This is a genomic window from Streptomyces sp. NBC_00028 (assembly GCF_045041065.1).
GTDB lineage: Bacteria > Actinomycetota > Actinomycetes > Streptomycetales > Streptomycetaceae > Streptomyces.
This window is the reverse complement of the sequence record NZ_CP108293.1, coordinates 851894-872053: the sequence shown is the minus strand read 5'-3', so window position 1 is coordinate 872053 and position 20160 is coordinate 851894. Positions and strand designations below refer to the sequence as shown.

General features: G+C 70.2%; 14 protein-coding genes. 12 read left to right on the top strand and 2 right to left on the bottom strand.

The annotated features are described in order from the left end of the window. The first annotated feature begins 62 nt into the window (after window positions 1-62). Window positions 63-1193 (top strand): aromatic ring-hydroxylating dioxygenase subunit alpha, encoded by a 1131-nt coding sequence (locus OG885_RS03810; RefSeq protein WP_405725938.1) that lies wholly within the window; start codon window positions 63-65, stop codon window positions 1191-1193. 12 nt (window positions 1194-1205) lie between these two features. Here the strand turns inward: OG885_RS03810 and OG885_RS03805 are convergent, their stop codons facing one another. Beyond that, window positions 1206-2003 (bottom strand): IclR family transcriptional regulator, encoded by a 798-nt coding sequence (locus OG885_RS03805; protein WP_405725935.1) that lies wholly within the window; start codon window positions 2001-2003, stop codon window positions 1206-1208. Window positions 2004-2154: 151 nt separating this feature from the next. Here OG885_RS03805 and betA point away from each other — a divergent pair, with 151 nt between their 5' ends. Continuing rightward, window positions 2155-3831 (top strand): choline dehydrogenase, encoded by a 1677-nt coding sequence (gene betA, locus OG885_RS03800; RefSeq protein ID WP_405725932.1) that lies wholly within the window; start codon window positions 2155-2157, stop codon window positions 3829-3831. A gap of 3 nt (window positions 3832-3834) precedes the next feature. Then, entirely contained in the window at window positions 3835-4671 is an 837-nt protein-coding gene (locus tag OG885_RS03795; protein WP_405725929.1) for a 5,10-methylenetetrahydrofolate reductase, read from the top strand. 94 nt (window positions 4672-4765) lie between these two features. Here the strand turns inward: OG885_RS03795 and purU are convergent, their stop codons facing one another. Then, window positions 4766-5647 carry a formyltetrahydrofolate deformylase gene (purU, locus tag OG885_RS03790; RefSeq protein WP_405725926.1) on the bottom strand — a complete coding sequence of 294 codons (882 nt, stop codon included), beginning with the start codon at window positions 5645-5647 and terminating at the stop codon, window positions 4766-4768. A 218-nt stretch (window positions 5648-5865) separates the two neighbouring features. Here purU and OG885_RS03785 point away from each other — a divergent pair, with 218 nt between their 5' ends. The 9 genes from OG885_RS03785 (at window position 5866) to OG885_RS03745 (ending at window position 20131) form a co-directional block, all read left to right on the top strand. Beyond that, complete coding sequence (locus tag OG885_RS03785; RefSeq protein WP_405725923.1) at window positions 5866-7335, top strand: aldehyde dehydrogenase family protein; 1470 nt, start codon at window positions 5866-5868, stop codon at window positions 7333-7335. Window positions 7336-7355: 20 nt separating this feature from the next. After that, window positions 7356-8441 (top strand): glycine betaine/L-proline ABC transporter ATP-binding protein, encoded by a 1086-nt coding sequence (locus tag OG885_RS03780; protein ID WP_405725920.1) that lies wholly within the window; start codon window positions 7356-7358, stop codon window positions 8439-8441. After that, the gene (locus OG885_RS03775; RefSeq protein ID WP_405725917.1) at window positions 8441-10441 is read left to right on the top strand and encodes an ABC transporter permease; all 2001 of its coding nucleotides are present in this window, start codon (window positions 8441-8443) and stop codon (window positions 10439-10441) included. The genes OG885_RS03780 and OG885_RS03775 overlap by 1 nt, the downstream gene beginning before the upstream one ends. A 13-nt stretch (window positions 10442-10454) precedes the next feature. Beyond that, complete coding sequence (locus OG885_RS03770) at window positions 10455-11414, top strand: ABC transporter substrate-binding protein (RefSeq protein WP_405725914.1); 960 nt, start codon at window positions 10455-10457, stop codon at window positions 11412-11414. A gap of 206 nt (window positions 11415-11620) precedes the next feature. Beyond that, window positions 11621-14059, top strand: a complete 2439-nt coding sequence (locus OG885_RS03765; RefSeq protein ID WP_405725911.1) for an FAD-dependent oxidoreductase — start codon at window positions 11621-11623, stop codon at window positions 14057-14059. A gap of 13 nt (window positions 14060-14072) precedes the next feature. Continuing rightward, window positions 14073-14933, top strand: a complete 861-nt coding sequence (locus OG885_RS03760) for a bifunctional methylenetetrahydrofolate dehydrogenase/methenyltetrahydrofolate cyclohydrolase (RefSeq protein WP_405725908.1) — start codon at window positions 14073-14075, stop codon at window positions 14931-14933. A gap of 22 nt (window positions 14934-14955) precedes the next feature. Further along, window positions 14956-16188, top strand: a complete 1233-nt coding sequence (locus OG885_RS03755) for a sarcosine oxidase subunit beta family protein (protein ID WP_405725905.1) — start codon at window positions 14956-14958, stop codon at window positions 16186-16188. A 24-nt stretch (window positions 16189-16212) separates the two neighbouring features. Next, entirely contained in the window at window positions 16213-19533 is a 3321-nt protein-coding gene (locus tag OG885_RS03750; RefSeq protein ID WP_405725902.1) for a sarcosine oxidase subunit alpha family protein, read from the top strand. Then, window positions 19526-20131, top strand: coding sequence for a sarcosine oxidase subunit gamma (locus OG885_RS03745; protein WP_405725899.1), 606 nt, complete (start codon window positions 19526-19528; stop codon window positions 20129-20131). The genes OG885_RS03750 and OG885_RS03745 overlap by 8 nt, the downstream gene beginning before the upstream one ends. Window positions 20132-20160 lie beyond the last annotated feature (29 nt).

Genomic DNA, 20160 nt, shown 5'->3' with positions numbered 1-20160 from the left:
GACAAGTACCGCCCCGCGCCCCTTTGGGGCGCCCCCACCACGACGTTCCCGAGGAGTGCGCTGTGACCTCGACCAGCCTGCCGGACAGCCTGATCGCCACCCTCCCCGGCTCCTCCTACACCGATCCCGGGATCTTCGCCCAGGAACAGGAGCGCATATTCGAGACCATGTGGTTCTGCGTCGCCCGCTCCTCGGAGCTGGCCAAGCCCGGCGCGTTCCGCACGGTCGACGTGGGCCGCGAGAGCATTCTCGTCACGCGCTCGCGCGACCAGTCGATCCGCGCGTACTTCAACGTGTGCCGGCACCGCGGGGCCAAGCTCTGCACGGAGGAGACCGGCGAGGTCAAACGGGCCTTCCAATGCCCGTACCACGCCTGGACCTACGACCTGAACGGCAAGCTCGTCGCCGCGCCCAACCTGACCAAGATGCCCGACGTCGGCCGCACCGAGTACGGCCTGGTGAACGTGGCCGTGCGGGAATGGCTCGGCTATGTGTGGGTGTGCCTCGCGGAGAACCCGCCCTCCTTCGAGGACGACGTCATCGGCGAGATCGTCGGCCGGCTCGGTGACGTGGAGTCGATCGAGCACTACGACATCGACAACCTCTCCGTGGGCAAGCGGATCGTCTACGACGTCAAGGCGAACTGGAAGCTCATCATCGAGAACTTCATGGAGTGCTACCACTGCGCCACCATCCACCCCGAACTCACCGAGGTGCTCCCGGAGTTCGCGGACGGTTACGCGGCCCAGTACTACGTGGGGCACGGCGCCGAGTTCGGCGAGGAGGTGCGGGGCTTCACCGTCGACGGCTCGGAGGGTCTGGACCGGATTCCGGGCGTCGCCGACGACCAGGACCGCCGCTACTACGCGATCACGGTCAGGCCGCAGGTGTTCATCAACCTCGTCCCCGACCATGTGATCTTCCACCGCATGTACCCGGTGGCCGTCGACCGCACGATCGTCGAGTGCGACTGGCTCTATCTGCCGCACGTCGTGGAGAGCGGCAAGGACGTCAGCCGGTCCGTCGAGCTCTTCGACCGGGTCAACCGGCAGGACTTCGAGGCGTGCGAGCGCACCCAGCCCGGGATGAGCTCCCGGATGTACGCCAAGGGCGGCGTCCTGGTGCCCAGCGAGCACCACATCGGGGCCTTCCACGACTGGGTCAACGAGCGCCTGGGCAACCCCCAGGGGTGACCGCGGCCCGGTTCAGCCCAGGTAGCCCATGCGGTGGCTGATCTCCTCCGCGCCCTTCAGCAGCACCGGGGAGAGCTCGTGCAGCCGCTCCTCGGTGAAGCGGTACGACGGGCCGGAGGCGCTGAGCGCGGCGATCACGTCGCCGTCCCGGTTGCGGATCGGGGCGGCCATGGCGTGCAGGCCGATCTCCAGCTCCTCCAGCGTCCAGGCGTAACCGCGCTCGCGGGCCTCGGCGAGGTTCTTCTCCAGCTTCGTCTTCGCCGTGATGGTGCGCGCGGTGACCTTCTTCAGACCAGCCTCGGCGAGCAGGTCGGCACGGTCCTGGGTGGGCAGGTGGGCCAGCAGGATCTTGCCGCTGGACGTGGCGTGCAGCGGGGTCAGCTGGCCGACCCAGTTGTGCGCGGTGATGGCTCCCGGACCGCGCACCTGGTACAGGTTGATCGCGTAGTGCTCCTGCATGACGGCGATGTTCACCGTCTCGCCGATCTCCTCGGCGAGGCGCTCGCACACCGGTCGGCCCTGCTGGGTGATGTCGATGCGTCCGGTGACCGCGCCGGCCAGCCGGACGATGCCGAAGCCGAGCCGGTACTTGCCGCGCTCGCCGGCCTGCTCGACCAGACCGCGGGCCTCCAGGGCGCCCAGCAGGCGGAAGGCGGTGGACTTGTGGACGTCGATCTCGGCCGCCACCTCACTGACGCCCGCCTCGCCGCGCTGGGCGAGGATCTCCATGACGCTGATGGCGCGGTCCACGGACTGAACCCCGCCGGCTTGTGAGTTCGACGTTTCTGAGTCAGTGCTGTAGTTGCTCACAGTGAAACTATACGCGTAGTAAACAACACCACTGCAAGTAACGACGGCGAAACCAAACCCCTCTAAGTTGCGTGGTTCGCAACCTAGTGCGTATAGCGATACTGATACTAGCATGCCTCGCGTATCTACGGCGCGAGCGAGACGAGGCACCATGGCTCCCCTGCAATACGACTTCGTCATCGTCGGTGGCGGTTCGGCCGGCAGTGCGCTGGCCAACCGGCTCTCCGCGGACCCGGCGAACCGGGTGCTGGTCCTGGAGGCCGGCCGCTCGGACTACCCGTGGGACGTCTTCATCCACATGCCCGCGGCGCTGACCTACCCGATCGGCAGCCGGTTCTACGACTGGAAGTACGAGTCCGAGCCCGAGCCCCACATGGACGGCCGGCGCGTCTACCACGCCCGCGGCAAGGTCCTCGGCGGCTCCAGCAGCATCAACGGCATGATCTTCCAGCGCGGCAACCCCATGGACTACGAGCGCTGGGCCGCCGACCCCGGCATGGAGACCTGGGACTACGCGCACTGTCTGCCGTACTTCAAGCGCATGGAGAACTGTCTGGCCGCCGACCCCGACGACGAGTTCCGCGGCCACGACGGCCCCCTCGTCCTGGAGCGCGGCCCCGCCACCAACCCGCTCTTCACCGCCTTCCAGAAGGCCACCGAGGAAGCCGGCTACGCCCCCACCGACGACGTCAACGGCTACCGGCAGGAGGGCTTCGCCAAGTTCGACCGCAACGTCCACCGCGGACGCCGGCTGTCGGCCTCGAAGGCGTACCTCAAGCCCGTACGGAAGCGCCCCAACCTCACCGTCAAGACCCGCGCCCTCGTCACGCGTGTCCTCTTCGAGGGCAAGAAGGCCGTCGGCGTCGAGTACCAGCGCGGCAAGGGAGCCCCCCAGCAGGTCCGCGCCAGGGAAGTCGTCCTGTGCGGCGGCGCCATCAACTCCCCGCAGCTGCTCCAGCTCTCCGGCGTCGGCAACGCGGACGAGCTGCGCGCCCTCGGCATCGACGTCGTGCACGACCTCCCCGGCGTCGGCGAGAACATGCAGGACCACCTCGAGGTCTACATCCAGTACGCCTGCAAGCAGCCCGTCTCCATGCAGCCGTACCTGGCGAAGTGGCGCGCCCCCTTCATCGGCCTGCAATGGCTCTTCCGCAAGGGCCCGGCCGCCACCAACCACTTCGAGGCAGGCGGCTTCGCGCGCAGCAACGAGGACGTGGACTACCCCAACCTGATGTTCCACTTCCTGCCCATCGCGGTCCGCTACGACGGTTCCGTACCGGCCGGCGGCCACGGCTACCAGGTGCACGTCGGGCCCATGTACTCCGACGCGATCGGTTCGGTGAAGATCAAGAGCAAGGACCCGCGCGAACACCCCGCGCTGCGCTTCAACTACCTCTCCACGGAACAGGACCGGCGCGAGTGGGTCGAGGCGATCCGGGTCGCCCGCAAGCTGCTCAACCAGCCGGCCCTCGCCCCCTACAACGACGGGGAGGTCTCGCCCGGGCCCTCCGTCGAGACGGACGAGGAGATCCTGAACTGGGTCGCCAAGGACGGCGAGACCGCCCTGCATCCGTCCTGCACCTGCAAGATGGGGCCCGCCACCGACGACATGGCCGTCGTCGACCCGACCAGCATGCGAGTGCACGGGGTGGAGGGGCTGCGCGTGGTCGACGCCTCGGTCATGCCGTACGTCACCAACGGCAACATCTACGCCCCGGTGATGATGGTCGCCGAGAAGGCCGCCGACCTGATCCTCGGCAAGGAGCCGCTCGCGCCGTCCAAGGCCGCGTTCTACCGCCACCGTGACGCCCAGAAGCAGGCCGGGTAGACGTTGGGTGCCGATGGACTCCGGGCGCTGCTGGACAGCGTCCGCTACGAGGTGCTGCCCGCGAAGGCGACCGAGGACAAGGTCCTCGCCCATGTCCCGCGCGATGTCGTCGTCACCGTGACGGCCTCCCCGGTGAAGGGCCTGGAGCCCACGCTCGCCCTCGCCGAGCGGCTCGCCGGGCACGGTTACCGGGTCGTCCCGCACGTGCCCGCACGGCTGCTGCGGGACGAGGTGCATCTGAAGGAGGTCGCCTCCCGGCTCCGGGAGGCCGCGGTGGACGACGTGTTCGTCCCGGCCGGGGACGCGGACCCGCCCGCCGGGCCCTACGAGGGGGCGCTGCCGGTGCTGCGCGAGCTCGGCGAACTGGGTGACCCGTTCACCCACGTCGGCATCACCGGATACCCCGAGAGCCACCCCCTCATCCACGACGACCTCACCATCCAGGCCATGTGGGACAAGCGTGAGCACGCCACGTACCTGGTGAGCAACCTCTGCTTCGACCCCCGGGTCCTGGGGGAGTGGATCGCGCGCGTACGGGGCCGGGACGTGACCCTGCCCGTGCATGTGGGGGTCGCCGGTCCGGTGCAGCGGGCGAAGCTGCTGGCGATGGCCACGAAGATCGGGGTGGGGGAGTCGACGCGGTTCCTGACCAAGCACGCGTCCTGGTTCGTGCGCTTCGCGGCGCCCGGCGGCTACTCACCGGAGAAGCTGCTCACCCGCGCCGAGGAGGCGCTCACCCGGCCCTCGGCGGGGGTGGCGGGGCTGGACCTGTTCACCTTCAACCAGATCGCCGAGACGGAGGCGTGGCGGCGGGCGCTGCTGGAGCGGCTGGGCGGCTGAAAGGTCGCCGTATATGAAGCCGTACATGAAGCCGTATACAAAGAGGACGGGCCGGATCTCCGGTCCGTCCCCTCGCGGGCTTCGCCGGCGTCGCTCAGCGGAAGACCACCGTGCGGTTGCCGTCCACCATGACGCGGCTCTCGCTGTGCCACTTCACCGCGTGCGCGAGCACCTGCGCCTCCACGTCCCGCCCGACCGTGACCAGTTCGGCCGGGTCGAGGGAGTGGTCCACCCGGACCACGTCCTGCTCGATGATCTGGCCCTCGTCCAGGTCCGGCGTCACATAGTGCGCCGTCGCGCCCACGAGCTTCACCCCGCGGTCGTAGGCCTGCTCGTAGGGTCTGGCGCCCTTGAAGCTGGGGAGGAAGGAGTGGTGGATGTTGATGGCGCGGCCTTCGAGCTGCTTGCAGAGGTCGTCGGAGAGGATCTGCATGTAGCGGGCCAGGACGACGAGGTCGACGTTCAACTCCCCCACCAGTTCCAGCAGTCGGGCCTCCGCCTCGGCCTTGGTGTCCCTGGTGACCGGGACGTGGTGGAAGGGGATGCCGTAGGTGTCGGCCAGCTGCTCGAAGTCCCGGTGGTTGGAGACGATCGCGGGGATCTCGATGTTCAGCGCGCCGGTGCGCCGGCGGAAGAGCAGGTCGTTCAGGCAGTGGCCGAACCTCGACGCCATGATGAGCGTCCGGGTCGGGGTCGACGCGTCCCGCAGGCTCCAGGTGATGCGGTGGGCCTGGGCGACGGGGCCGAACCGGTAACGCAGGTTTTCCAGATCCGCGTCCGGGTCCGAAACGTCGAAGTGGACCCTCATGAAGAAACGGCCCTGGAGCCGGTCGTCGAACTGCTGGCTCTCCAGGATGTTGCCCGAGTTCCGCACGAGGAAGCCGCTCACCGCGTGGACCAGACCGGCGTGGTCGGGGCAGGACAGGGTGAGCACGTACTCGCGACCGGGCCGGGGCCTGGGGGACGGGGTGGACACATCAGCCTCCGACGGTGCGTATTGCACAACAAGGTGAGCGATACGCAACATGGTTGGCGTGAGGGGGTCCCTCGGTCAAGAGAAGGGGACCCATTGGGGCTCGTGTCGAATCGTCATCGGCGAACCCCTTGACGTATGTCTGCACATTCGCCAGGGTGTTCCACCACAAGCAATCGGGTGCACGATGCGCAACGAACTTCCCTTGAAAGGCTCGGCGCGTGGCAGACCTGTATGTGGATGGTGAATGGCGGGACCCGGTGTCCGGTGGACACCGGGACATCCGATGTCCCGCCGACGGCTCCCTGGTGGCGGCCGTATCGGAAGGAACGCGTCCGGACGCGGAGGCGGCGATCGCCGCGGCCCGCCGCGCCTTCGACGAGGGCCCCTGGCCGCGCACCCCCGAACCGGAGCGCGGAGCGCTGCTGCTGCGCACCGCCGACCTGATCGAGCGCGACGCCAAGGAGTTCGCCCGCGCCGAGTCCCTGGACACCGGCAAGCGGCTCGTGGAGAGCGAGTACGACATCGCCGACGTCGTCTCCTGCTTCCGCTACTACGGCGGACTGGCGGGCACCGACGCCGGGCGCGTCATCGACACCGGCCGTGACGACGCCGTAAGTCGCGTCGTGTACGAGCCCGTTGGGGTGTGCGGCCTGATCACCCCCTGGAACTACCCGCTGCTGCAAGCCAGTTGGAAGGTCGCCCCGGCGCTGCTCGCGGGCAACACGATCGTCCTCAAGCCCAGCGAACTCACCCCCTCCACCTCCGTCCTGCTGATGAAGGCACTGGAGGAGGCCGGACTCCCGGCCGGCGCCGCCAACCTCGTCCTCGGCACCGGACCCGAGGTCGGCGCACCACTCTCCGAGGACCCGGCGGTCGACCTGGTCTCCTTCACCGGCGGTGTGGAGACCGGCAAGCGCATCATGGCCACCGCCGCCGCGACCGTGAAGAAGGTCGCGCTGGAACTCGGCGGCAAGAACCCCAACGTGGTCTTCGCCGACGCGGACTTCGAGACGGCCGTGGACTTCGCCCTCACCGCGGTCTTCCTGCACTCGGGCCAGGTCTGCTCGGCCGGCGCCCGCCTCATCGTCGAGGACTCCCTGCACGACCGCCTCGTCGACGAGATCGTCCGGCGCGCCCGGCAGATCCGGCTCGGCGGCCCCTTCGACCCCGACGCCGAGACCGGCGCGCTGATCTCCGCCCAGCACCTGGCCAAGGTCGAGGCGTACGTCGCCGCGGGCGTCGCCGAGGGCGCGGTCCTGCGCTGCGGCGGCGAGCGCCCCACCGACCCGGCGCTCGCGGGCGGCCACTACTACCCGCCGACCGTCCTCGACGCGTGCACCCAGGACATGCGGGTCGTGCACGAGGAGTCCTTCGGGCCGGTGCTGACCGTCGAGCGCTTCACCGACGAGGACGACGCCGTCCGGATCGCCAACGACACCGAGTACGGACTCGCGGGCGCCGTGTGGACGCAGGACGCCGGAAAGGCCCAGCGGGTCGCCCGCCGGCTGCGCCACGGCACCGTGTGGATCAACGACTACCACCCCTATGTGCCGCAGGCGGAATGGGGTGGCTTCGGGCACTCGGGCGTGGGCCGGGAGCTGGGACCGACCGGCCTGAACGAGTACCGAGAGCCCAAACACATCTGGCAGAACATCCAACCCCGGCCGCAGCACTGGTTCCGCGGCTGAACGCCGAAAAGAGGTCGATCGTGACCACACAGACCGAGGTGCCGCAGCGGCGCGGCACGCCCCAGGACTCGGGCTCCACCCCGGTCATCTCCGTGCGCAGGCTGTGGAAGGTGTTCGGACCCAAGGCCGACCAGGTCCCGGACTCCGAGGAGTTGTGCGGCCTGTCCCGCCGCGAGCTCATGGACCGCACCGGATGCACCGCCGCCGTACGCGACGTCCACTTCGACGTCTCGCCCGGCGAGGTGTTCGTCGTCATGGGGCTGTCCGGCTCCGGGAAGTCCACGCTGGTGCGCTGTCTGACCCGGCTGATCGAGCCCACCTCGGGCGAGATCGTCTTCGAGGGGGAGGACATCCGCCAGGCCGACGCGGCCCGTCTGCGCGATCTGCGCCGGCGCAAGTTCTCCATGGTCTTCCAGCACTTCGGTCTGCTGCCCCACCGTCGCGTCGTCGACAACGTGGCGTTCGGCCTGGAGATCCGCGGCATGGGCAGGGGGGAGCGGGTCAAGCGGGCCCAGGAGGTCGTCGAACTCGTCGGCCTCGCCGGCTACGAGAACTCCTACCCCGACCAGCTCTCCGGCGGTATGCAGCAACGCGTGGGCCTGGCCCGGGCGTTGGCGGGCGACCCCGACGTCCTCTTCTTCGACGAGCCGTTCTCGGCGCTCGACCCCCTGATCCGCCGCGACATGCAGAACGAGGTCATCCGGCTGCACCACGAGGTCGGCAAGACCATGGTGTTCATCACCCACGACCTCTCCGAGGCCCTCAAGCTGGGCGACCGCATCCTCATCATGCGCGACGGAAAGATGGTCCAGTGCGGCACCGGCGACGAACTCGTCGGCGCCCCCGCCGACGACTACGTACGGGAGTTCGTGAAGGACGTGCCGCGCGGCGACGTCCTCACCCTGCGCTGGATCATGCGGGCCCCCGAGGACGGCGACGAGCTCGACGGCCCCGAACTGGGCCCGGACGTCGTGGTGAAGGAGGCCACCCGGGCCGTGCTCGCCGCCGACCGGCCGGTCAAGGTCGTCGAGAACGGCAAACTGCTCGGCATCGTCGGCGACGAGGAGATCCTCGCCGTCGTCGCCGGGCAGGAAGGCGACGCGTGATGACCGTCGTCATGGAGAAACCGGAGAAGACCGGGACGGTCGAGGAAGCCCCGCCGGTCAAGGCCGTGCGGCGCGTCAGCCGGTCCATGGTGATCGCCGCGATCCTCGTCGGCTGGCTGCTGCTCTTCGCCGTGCTGCGCGGCAAGCAGACCCTCACGCTGGCCGCGGCCGATCTGACCGATCTGCACCGCTGGTTCAACGACGTCAACGACTCCATCGGTGCGGACCGCAACTCCAACCCGCTCTTCCTGTACTTCTTCAACGAGATCCGCCTGGTCATCGACTCCCTGGTGACCTTCGTGCAGGACCTCATCTCACAGCCCTCCGGCGACCGGCCGCTCCCGCAGATCGGCTGGCTCGGCGTGGTCGGCCTCGCCGGCTTCGTCTCCTGGGCCGTCGGCAACTGGCGGGTCGCGCTGCTCGCGGTGGCCGGCTTCACCTTCCTCGGCCTCCAGGGGCTGTGGCAGGAGAGCATGGACACCCTCGCGCTCACCGTCTCCGCGGTGGGCGTGGCCCTGCTCTTCGCGATCCCGCTGGGCGTCTGGGCGGGGCTGTCCGACCGGTTCAACCGGATCATGACGCCGTTCCTGGACTTCATGCAGACGATGCCGACCTTCGTCTACCTCGCCCCGCTGACCCTGTTCTTCCTCATCGGGCCGGCCTCCGCCAACATCGCCACCCTCATCTACGCGGCCCCGCCCGCGATCCGCATCACCGCGCACGCCATCCGCTCCGTACCGCACACCACGGTCGAGGCGGCCGACTCGCTCGGCGCGACCCGACGGCAGTCCCTGACCAAGGTGCTGCTGCCGATGTCCAAGCGGACCGTCGTCATGGGCGTCAACCAGACCATCATGGCCGCCCTCGCCATGGTCACCATCGCCGCCCTGATCGACGCGCCGGGCCTCGGCAAGACCGTCCTCCAGGCGCTCCAGTCGCTCGATGTCGGCACCGCCTTCAACGCGGGTCTGGCCATCGTCGTCATGGCCATCGTGCTCGACCGGGTGACGACCGCGGCGGCCGGACGAGAGGAGGCGGCCCGGCGCTCGAAGAACCGGTTCCTGGCCTGGCGGCGCCCGCTGCTGGGCGCGGGCGCGGTGGTCACCGCCGTCCTCGTCTACCTCTCGCACACCTATCTGTGGGCGGCGGAGTTCCCCGGCGCGGGGGACACGGGCACCGCCATCCGCAGCGCGGCGGACAACGTCACCACCTGGGCGCAGGACAACCTGTCGGGCCTCACCAACGCGTTCCGTGACGCCCTCACCAACGGTCTGCTCAATCCGTTCCAGTCGCTGCTCACCGACTCCCCGTGGTGGCTCGTCGGCGCGGCCCTGATCGGGATCGGCGTCGTCCTCGGCGGCTGGCGGGCCGGCGTCACCACGGCGGTGTGCGTGGCGCTGCTCGTCGGCACCGGCGTCTGGTCGGACAGCATGACGACCCTGGCGTCCACCGCAGTCGCCACAGTGCTCGTGATGCTGCTCGGCATCGTCTTCGGCGTCTGGATGGGCCGCAGTGCCCTGGTGGACCGGGTGCTGCGGCCGACACTGGACGCGGCCCAGGTCATGCCGCCGTTCGTCTATCTCGTGCCGTTCCTCGCGCTGTTCGGCGCGACCCGCTTCACCGCGATCGTCGCCGCCGTCGTCTACGCCGCCCCCGTCGCCATGAAGATCATCGCGGACGGGGTGCGGAACGTGCCCGCCACCACCGTGGAGGCCGCCACCTCCGCGGGCTGCAACACCTGGCAGATCATCACCAAGGTCCAGCTGCCGATGGCCCGCAGCGCGCTGACCCTGGCCACCAACCAGGGCCTGATCTACGTGCTGTCGATGGTCGTGGTGGGCGGCCTGGTGGGCGCGGGCGCCCTCGGCTACGACGTCGTGGCCGGCTTCTCCCAGGGACAGCTGTACGGCAAGGGCCTGGCGGCCGGGCTCGCCATCGTGCTGCTCGGCGTCATGTTCGACCGGATCACTCAGGCGGCGGCTCGCCGCACCAGCGCATAAGGAGCACCACACCATGGCAAGACACTGGCGAGCCGGAGCGGCCGGCGCAGCGGTCCTGGGCCTGGCCCTCACCGCCTGCGGCGGCGCGAAGGTCGGCGACGACAGCGCCGGTTCGGGCGAGTCCGGCAAGTGCGGCACCTTCAACCTCGCGGTCAACCCGTGGGTGGGGTACGAGGCGGACGCGGCCGTCGTCGCGTACGTCGCGGAGAACGACCTGAAGTGCAAGGTCAACTCCAAGGACCTCAAGGAGGAGATCGCCTGGCAGGGCTTCGGGACCGGCGAGGTGGACGCCGTCCTGGAGAACTGGGGCCACCCGGACCTGAAGAAGAAGTACATCACCGACCAGAAGACCGCCGTGGAGGCCGGGTCCACTGGCAACAAGGGCATCATCGGCTGGTACGTGCCGCCGTGGCTGGCGAAGGCCCACCCCGACATCCTCGACTACAAGAACCTCAACAAGTACGCGGCGAAGTTCAAGACCTCCGAGTCGGGCGGCAAGGGCCAGCTCCTGGACGGCGACCCCTCGTACGTCACCAACGACGAGGCGCTGGTGAAGAACCTGAAGCTGGACTTCAAGGTGGTGTACGCGGGCAGCGAGACAGCCCTTATCCAGGCCTTCCGCAAGGCGGAGAAGAACAAGGAATGGGTGATCGGCTACTTCTACGAGCCGCAGTGGTTCCTGTCCGAGGTGCCGCTGAAGAAGGTCGCGCTGCCGGCCTACAAGGACGGCTGTGACGCCGACGCGGAGAAGGTCGCCTGCGACTACCCCGAGTACGACCTGGACAAGATAGTCAGCGCCAAGTTCGCCAAGTCCGGCAGCCCCGCCTATGACCTGGTGAAGAACTTCAACTGGACCAACGACGACCAGAACACCGTCGCGAAGTACATCGCCGTGGACAAGATGACGCCCGAGGCGGCGGCGAAGAAGTGGGTCGAGGCCAACCGCGCCAAGGTGGACGCCTGGATCAAGTAACTCCATGACGGACTGGATCGAGTAACTCCTTGACGGATGCCCGGTGGGCGGCGCACGCGACGTGCGCCGCCCACCGGGCATTCCTGTTTTCCGAGGGGTGTTCTCGCACGTCACCGGGCTCTTGACACCCACCTGCGGGACAGGCACATTGAGTTGCGCAACCTGAATCACGTTGCGTAGAAAGCAACTGAACCGGAGGTGCGGCAATGGCGGGACCCCGAGTGGTCGTCATCGGAGCGGGCGTCGTCGGCGCGGCCGTTGCGGACGAGCTCTCCGAGCGTGGCTGGACCGAGGTGACCGTGGTCGACCAGGGCCCGCTCCCGGCGACCGGCGGCTCCACCTCGCACGCCCCGGGCCTGGTCTTCCAGACGAACTCCTCCAAGACCATGACCGAGTTGGCCCGGTACACCGTCGAGAAGTTCTGCTCCCTCGACGTCGACGGCAAGCCCTGTTTCCTCCAGGTCGGCGGCCTCGAAGTGGCCACCACCCCCGAGCGCCTCGCCGAACTGCACCGCCGGCACGGCTGGATCACCGCCTGGGGCATCGAGTCCCGGCTGCTGACCCCCGAGGAGTGCGTCGAACAGCACCCCCTGGTCAACCCCGACCGGGTCCTCGGCGGCCTCCTGGTCCCCACCGACGGCCTCGCCAAGGCCGTCCTCGCCGTCGAGGCACAGATCCGCCGGGCCACCGAGCGAGGGGTGCGGTTCCTGCCCCGCCACGAGGTCCTCGACATCCTGCGGACCGACGGCGAGGTGACCGGCGTCCGCACCGACCACGGCGACCTGGAAGCCGACATCGTCGTGTGCTGCGCCGGCATCTGGGGCCCGCGGATCGCCCGCATGGTCGGCCTGAACCTCCCGCTGACCCCCCTCGCCCACCAGCTCGCCTGGACCGGCCCCGTCCCGGCCCTCGCCGGCCAGACCGAGGAAGCGGTCCGCCCGATCCTGCGCCACCAGGACGCCGACCTCTACTACCGCGACCGCTACGACGGCATCGGCATCGGCTACTACGGCCACCGCCCCATGCCGATCTCCGCCGACGACATCCGCGCCTTCGACGAGAACGCCGAGATGCCGTCGGTCCTGAAGTTCACCGAGGAGGACTTCGACCCCGCCTGGACCGAGACGCAGTCCCTGCTTCCGTCGACGCGCGAGGCGAAGATCGAGGAAGGCATCAACGGCCTCTTCTCCTTCACCACCGACAACTTCCCGCTCCTCGGCGAGTCCCCGGACGTCAAGGGCTTCTGGGTCGCCGAGGCCGTCTGGGTCACCCACTCCGCGGGCGTCGGCCGGGCCCTGGCCGAGTGGCTGGTCGACGGCCACTGCTCGACCTTCGACCTGCACGAGTGCGACCTCAACCGCTTCGAGCCGCACCAGCTCTCCCCGGAGTACGTCCTGGCCCGCGACTGCCAGAACTTCGTCGAGGTCTACGACATCCTCCACCCCCTCCAGCCCTCCGGTAAGCCGCGCCCGATCCGCACCAGCCCCTTCCACACCCGCCAGCAGGAACACGGCGCCTTCTTCCTGGAGGCGAACGGCTGGGAACGCCCGCAGTGGTACGAGGCCAACGCGGGCCTCGTGGAAGGCCGTTCGATCCCCACCCCGAACGACTGGGCCGCCCGGTACTGGTCGCCGATCGTCGGCGCCGAGGCCCAGGCCACCCGCGAGACCGTCACCATGTACGACATGACGGCCCTCAAGCGCCTGGAGGTCACCGGCCCCGGCGCCGGCGCCTTCCTGGAACGGCTGTGCACCGGCAAGGTCGCCAAGTCCGTCGGCTCCGTGACCTACACCCTGCTCCTCGACCACGACGGCGGCATCCGCAGCGACGTCACCGTGGCCCGCCTCGCCCGCGACCAGTTCCAGGTCGGCGCCAACGGCAACCTCGACCTCGACTGGTTCACCCGCCACCTCCCCGCCGACGGCACCGTCCAGGTCCGCGACATCACCCCCGGCACCTGCTGCATCGGCCTGTGGGGCCCGCTCGCCCGCAAGGTCCTCCAGCCCCTGACGGACGAGGACTTCACCAACGAGGGCCTGAAGTACTTCCGCGCCAAGCGCGCCTACATCGGCAGCGTCCCGGTCACCGCGATGCGCCTGTCCTACGTCGGTGAACTCGGCTGGGAGCTCTACACCACCGCCGACCAGGGCCAGAAACTCTGGGACACCCTCTGGCAGGCGGCGAAGCCGCTCGGCGGTGTCATCGCGGGCCGCGGCGCCTTCAACAGCCTCCGCCTGGAGAAGGGGTACCGCTCCTTCGGCACCGACATGACCTACGAGCACGACCCCTACGAGGCCGGCGTCGGCTTCGCCGTCAAGCTCGACAAGGACGACTTCATCGGCAAGGCCGCCCTGGAGCGCCGCAGGACCGACGTACGGCGCAGGCTCACGTGCCTCACCATCGAGGACCCGCGCTCGGTCGTCCTGGGCAAGGAACCGGTCTACGCCGGCGACCGCGCCGTCGGCTACGTCACCAGCGCCGCCTACGGCTACACCATCGGCAAGGGCATCGCCTACGCCTGGCTCCCTGCCGAACTCACCACCCCCGGCACGGCCTTGCACATCGGCTACTTCGACCAGCGCGTGGAAGCGACCGTCGCCGCGGAGCCCCTGTTCGACCCGACCATGTCCCGCCTCCGTGGCTGACCGAGGGAAGACGATGACTGCGCAGCTGCTCGACGGCAAGGCGACCGCCTCCGTCATACGCCGCGAACTCACCGAGCGCGTGGCCAAGTTGACCGCCACCACCGGCCGCCCGCCCGGCCTCGGCACCGTCCTCGTCGGCGACGACCCCGGCAGCCACGCCTACGTCGGCGGAAAGCACCGCGACTGCGCCCAGGTCGGCATCGCCTCCCTCCGCCGCGACCTGCCCGCCGACGCCACCCAGCAGCAGGTCGAGGACGTCGTCGACGAACTCAACGCCGACCCCGCCTGCACCGGCTACATCGTCCAACTCCCGCTCCCCAAGCACCTGGACGCGGGCGCCGTACTGGAACGCATGGACCCGGCCAAGGACGCCGACGGCCTGCACCCCGTCAACCTCGGCCGCCTGGTCCTCGGCGGCGACGCCCCCCTCCCGTGCACCCCGCGCGGCATCGTGGAACTCCTGCGCCGCCACGACATCCCCCTCGCCGGAGCCCGCGTCTGCGTGATCGGCCGCGGCATCACGGTCGGACGCCCCATCGGCCTGCTCCTGACCCGCCGCTCCGAGAACGCCACGGTCACCCTCTGCCACACCGGCACCAAGGGTCTCGCCTGGCATGTGCGCGAGGCGGACATCGTCATCGCGGCCGCGGGCTCACCCGGCCTGATCACCGCAGACATGCTGCGCCCCGGCGCGGCGGTCCTCGACGTCGGCATCACCCGCACCGAGCAGGGCCTGGTCGGCGACATCCACCCGGGCGCCCGACAGGTGGCCGGGTGGGTCGCGCCGATGCCGGGCGGGGTCGGCCCCATGACCCGGGCGATGCTGCTCGCCAACGTGGTCGAGGCCGCCGAGAGGAACGCGAACACCGTATGAACGTGCCGAACGGAGACATCCGATGAGCCCCCGCACCCCCGGTGCCGAACTCCCCGAGCACCCCGACTGGCTGTGGCGCAACCCCGCCCCGAAGCGGTCGTACGACGTCGTCATCGTCGGCGGCGGCGGACACGGCCTGGCCACCGCGCACTACCTGGCGAAGAACCACGGCATCACCAACGTCGCCGTACTGGAGAAGGGCTGGCTCGCGGGCGGCAACATGGCCCGCAACACCACGATCATCCGCTCCAACTACCTCTGGGACGAGAGCGCGGGCATCTACGAGCACGCGCTGAAACTCTGGGAGGGACTGGCGGACGACCTCGACTACCCCATCCTCTTCTCCCAGCGAGGCGTACTGAACCTCGCCCACAGCCTCCAGGACGTCCGCGACAGCGTGCGCCGCGTCGAGGCCAACCGCCTCAACGGCGTGGACGCGGAGTGGCTCGACGCCGACGGTGTGCGCGAGGTCTGCCCGATCGTCAACACCTCCCCTGACGTGCGCTACCCGGTCCTCGGCGCCACCTACCAGCCACGCGCCGGCATCGCCAAACACGACCACGTGGCCTGGGGCCTCGCCCGCTCGGCGGACGCGGCCGGTATCGACATCATCCAGAACTGCGAGGTCACGGGCCTGGACGTGGTCGGCGGGAGGGTGGTCGGCGTCCAGACCTCACTCGGCCCGATCGCGGCCGGCAAGGTGGCCCTGTGCTCGGCGGGCCACACCTCGGTCCTGGCCGCGATGGCAGGCATCGAACTCCCGCTCCAGAGCCACCCGTTGCAGGCCCTGGTCTCCGAACTGCTGGAACCCGTCCACCCCACGGTGGTCATGTCCAACGCGGTCCACGTGTACGTGTCCCAGGCCCACAAGGGCGAGTTGGTGATGGGCGCGGGCATCGACGCCTACAACTCCTACACCCAGCGCGGCGCGTTCCACATCATCGAGGAGCAGATGTCCGCGGCCCTGGAGCTCTTCCCGGTCTTCGCCCGCGCCCACGTCCTGCGCACCTGGGGCGGCATCGTCGACGTCAGCCCCGACGCGTCCCCCATCGTCGGCCTGAGCCCGGTCCAGAACCTCTACCTGAACTGCGGCTGGGGCACCGGCGGCTTCAAGGCAACGCCCGGAGTGGGCTCGGTCTACGCCCACACCATCGCCCACGACACCCCCCACCCCCTCAACGCCCCCTTCTCGCTCGACCGTTTCACCACCGGCGCGCTCGTCGACGAGCACGGCGCGGCCGCGGTGGCCCACTAGGGATCCTCAAGGGAGCCGAACGACATGCTGCTCATCCCCTGCCCGTGGTGCGGACCGCGCGACGAGGCCGAGTTCCACTACGGCGGCCAGGCCCACGTCCCCTACCCGGAGACCCCCGCCTCCCTCTCCGACGAGGAATGGGCCCGCTACCTCTTCTTCCGCGACAACCCGAAGGGCCCCTTCGCCGAACGCTGGACCCACGCCGCGGGCTGCCGCCGCTGGTTCAACGCGATCCGGGACACGTCGACGAACGAGGTGCTGGCGGTGTACAGGGCGGGAGAACAACGTCCCGCGCCAGGGGAACCGCGGCCGGCAACTCCAGCCCGTCCGGCACCTCTCCACGCCGGCCCATCTCTCTCAGCCCGTCCGGCGTTTGAGGACGAGGCCCTTTCGGGGCCGACGGGGGTCCAGGGGGCGGAGCCCCCTGGGAGCGGGGTTGAAGGGGCGGCAGCCCCTGGATGGGGGTCCCCCCGCTCGAGCGAAGCCGAGAGTGGGGGAGGGACGGGTAGGGGCGGCGGGGGCGAGAATCCGCCTTTCCGTCACCCCACCCGCGGCCGAATCGACCGCGAACACCCCCTCACCTTCACCTTCGACGGCATCGAATACCACGCCAACAAGGGCGACACCCTCGCCTCCGCCCTCCTCGCCAACGGCGTCATCGAGGCCGGAACCAGCATCAAACTCGGCCGCCCCCGAGGCATCTTCTCGGCCGGCGTCGAAGAACCCAACGCGGTCGTCCAGATAGAGGCCCCGTTCCCCGAACCGATGCTCCCCGCCCCGTCCATCGAGCTCTACGACGGCCTCGTCGCCACCAGCCTCCCCGGCCAGGGCCGCCTCGCCACGGAACCCGACCCGGCCCGCTACGACGCCGTACACGCCCACTGCGACCTTCTGATCGTCGGCGCGGGCCCCGCCGGCCTCGCCGCCGCGACCGCCGCCGCCCGCACCGGCGCCCGCGTCATCCTCGCCGACGACCAGCCCGAACCCGGCGGCAGCCTGCTGAACACGGCCGAGCACCTCGACTGGGTGGAACGGACCGCAGAGGACCTCGACGCGGCCCCCGACGTCCGCGTCCTGCGCCGCACCACCGTCTTCGGCTACTACGACGACAACCACCTCCTCGCCGTGGAACGCCGCACGAACCACCTCGGCGCCGCCGCCCCCACCGACGTCTCCCGCGAACGCGTCTGGCGCATCCGCGCCCGCCGCGTCGTCCTCGCCACCGGTGCCCACGAACGCTCCCTCGCCTTCGCGGACAACGACCGTCCCGGCATCATGCTGGCCGCCTCGGCCCGCGCCTACGTCAACCGCTACGGCGTCCTGCCCGGCCGCCACGCGGTGGTGTTCACGACCAACGACAGTGCCTACGCCGCCGCCCTGGACCTCGCCGCCGCGGGCGTCGACGTCACGGTGATCGTCGACACGCGCCCCGAACCGGGGGAGTGGGCCGAGCGCGCCCGGGGGGCCGGCATCGAGGTCCTGCCCGGCCACGCCGTCACGGGTACGGAGGGTGGCCCCCGCCTGAGCGCGGTGACCGTCGCCCCGTACGGCGAGACCACAGGTCGACGCGAGTTCGCCGCCGACCTGCTCCTCGTCTCCGGCGGCTGGAACCCGGTCGCACACCTCTACAGCCAGGCGGGCGGCAGACTCCGCCACGACGCCGAACTCGGCACCTTCGTCCCGGACGCCTGCCGCCAGGCCGTCGAGGTCGCGGGCGGCGCGAGCGGCGTGTTCGACGTCGCCCACGTCCTCGCCCAGGGCGCGGCGGCGGGCGCCCGCGCGATCGAGGCGCAGGGGTACACCCCGCAGCCGCCGAGCCTGCCGCAACCGGCCGCGCGGCCGCGGCCGACCCCGGCCATGCAGGTCTTCACCGTCCCCGGCCGCGAAGGCGCCCCGCGCTTCGTCGACCTCCAGCGCGACGTCACCGTCGACGACCTGACCCGTGCCACCGGCGCCGGCATGCGCTCGGTCGAGCACACCAAGCGCTACACGACCGCGGGCACCGCCAACGACCAGGGCAAGACCTCGGGAGTCCTGGCCAGCGGTGTCGTCGCCGAACTCCTCGGCGTGGACATCTCGGCGCTCGGCACGACCACCTTCCGCCCGCCCTACACGCCGGTCTCCTTCGCCGCCCTCGCCGGACGTGACCGGGGCGCGCTGAGCGACCCGGCCCGCACCACGGCCCTGCACGAGTGGCACATCGAGCACGGCGCCCTCTTCGAGAACGTCGGGCAGTGGAAGCGCCCCTGGTACTACCCGCGGGCCGGCGAGGACATGGAGGCCGCCGTCCTGCGCGAGTGCGCCGCCACCCGCGAGAGCGTCGGCTTCATGGACGCCTCCACCCTCGGCAAGATCGACGTCCAGGGCCCGGACGCGGGTGTCTTCCTCGACCTGCTCTACACCAACATGATGAGCACCCTGAAGGTCGGCATGATCCGCTACGGCGTGATGTGCCGCCCGGACGGCATGGTCTTCGACGACGGCACGGTCATCCGCGTCGACCGGGACCGCTACCTGGTCACCACGACGACCGGCAACGCCGCCGCCGTACTGGACTGGATGGAGGAATGGCTCCAGACGGAGTGGCCGGAGCTCAAGGTCCACTGCACGTCCGTCACCGAACAGTGGGCCACCGTCGCCCTGGTCGGCCCGAAGTCCCGCGCGGTCCTCGGCTCGCTCGCGCCCCAACTGGCCCTGGCCAACGAGGACTTCCCGTTCATGGCCTGGCGTGAGACGACCGTCGCCGGCATAGAGGCACGGGTGTGCCGGATCAGCTTCTCCGGCGAACTCGCCTACGAGATCAACGTGTCGCCGTGGGCGGCCCGCGCTCTCTGGGAAGCGCTGTACGAGGCCGGTGCCCCGTACGGCATCACCCCCTACGGCACCGAGACGATGCACGTCCTGCGCGCCGAGAAGGGCTACCCGATCATCGGCCAGGACACCGACGGCACCGTCACCCCCCAGGATCTGGGCATGAGTTGGGCCGTCTCGAAGAAGAAGCCCGACTTCATCGGGAAGCGCTCCTTCGCCCGCGCCGACACGGTCCGCGCCGACCGCAAGCACCTGGTCGGGCTCCTCCCCGAGGACCCGGCGACCTTCCTCCCGGAAGGCACCCACCTGATCACCGACAGCGTGCTCCCGGCCCCGCCGGTCCCGATGCTCGGCCATGTCACCAGCAGCTACCGCAGCGCCGCCCTCGGCCGGACCTTCGCCCTCGCCCTGATCAAGGGCGGACGGGACCGCATCGGCGAGCGCCTGTACGCCCCCGTCGGTGACCGGCTGGTCCCGGTGACCGTCGCTAGCCCCGTCCTCTACGACCCCGAAGGAGCCCGCCGCGATGGCTGAGACCACCCTGACCGCCGCCCCGCTCCGCAGCCCGCTGGCGCCCGCCGCGGACCGCTTCGCTGCCGCGACCCGGACGTCCGGGGGCGCGATACGGCTGGCCGAACTCCCCTTCCTGACCCAGCTGAACGTCCGTCTCGACGCCAAGGGCGCGGCGGCGGAGGCCGTAGGACTCGCCCTCGACCTCCAACTGCCCCTCCAGCCCAACACCGTGGTCCGCGCGGGAGAGTTGACCGCGCTCTGGCTCGGCCCGGACGAATGGCTGCTGGTCGCCCCACCGGGCTCCGCCGCGGACCTGGAGAGCCGCGTCCGGGAGGCGGCCGGCGACGAACTCGTCTCCGTGATCGACGTCTCCGCCCAGCGCACCACGCTCCTCGTCACCGGCCCCAGCGCCCGCGACCTGCTGGCCCACGGCTGCGCGCTGGACCTCCACCCGCGCGCCTTCGGTGCCGGACGCTGCGCCCAGACGACCCTCGGCCGCACCCAGGTCGTCCTGGTCGCCCGGGGCGAACCCCGGGCCGGGTTCTGGGTGTTGGTCCGCTCGTCCTTCGCCGGCTATCTGGCGGAGTGGCTGCTGGACGCGGCGACGGAATACGTCTGAACGCACCGGCGGCCCGGTCCGTGGGAACC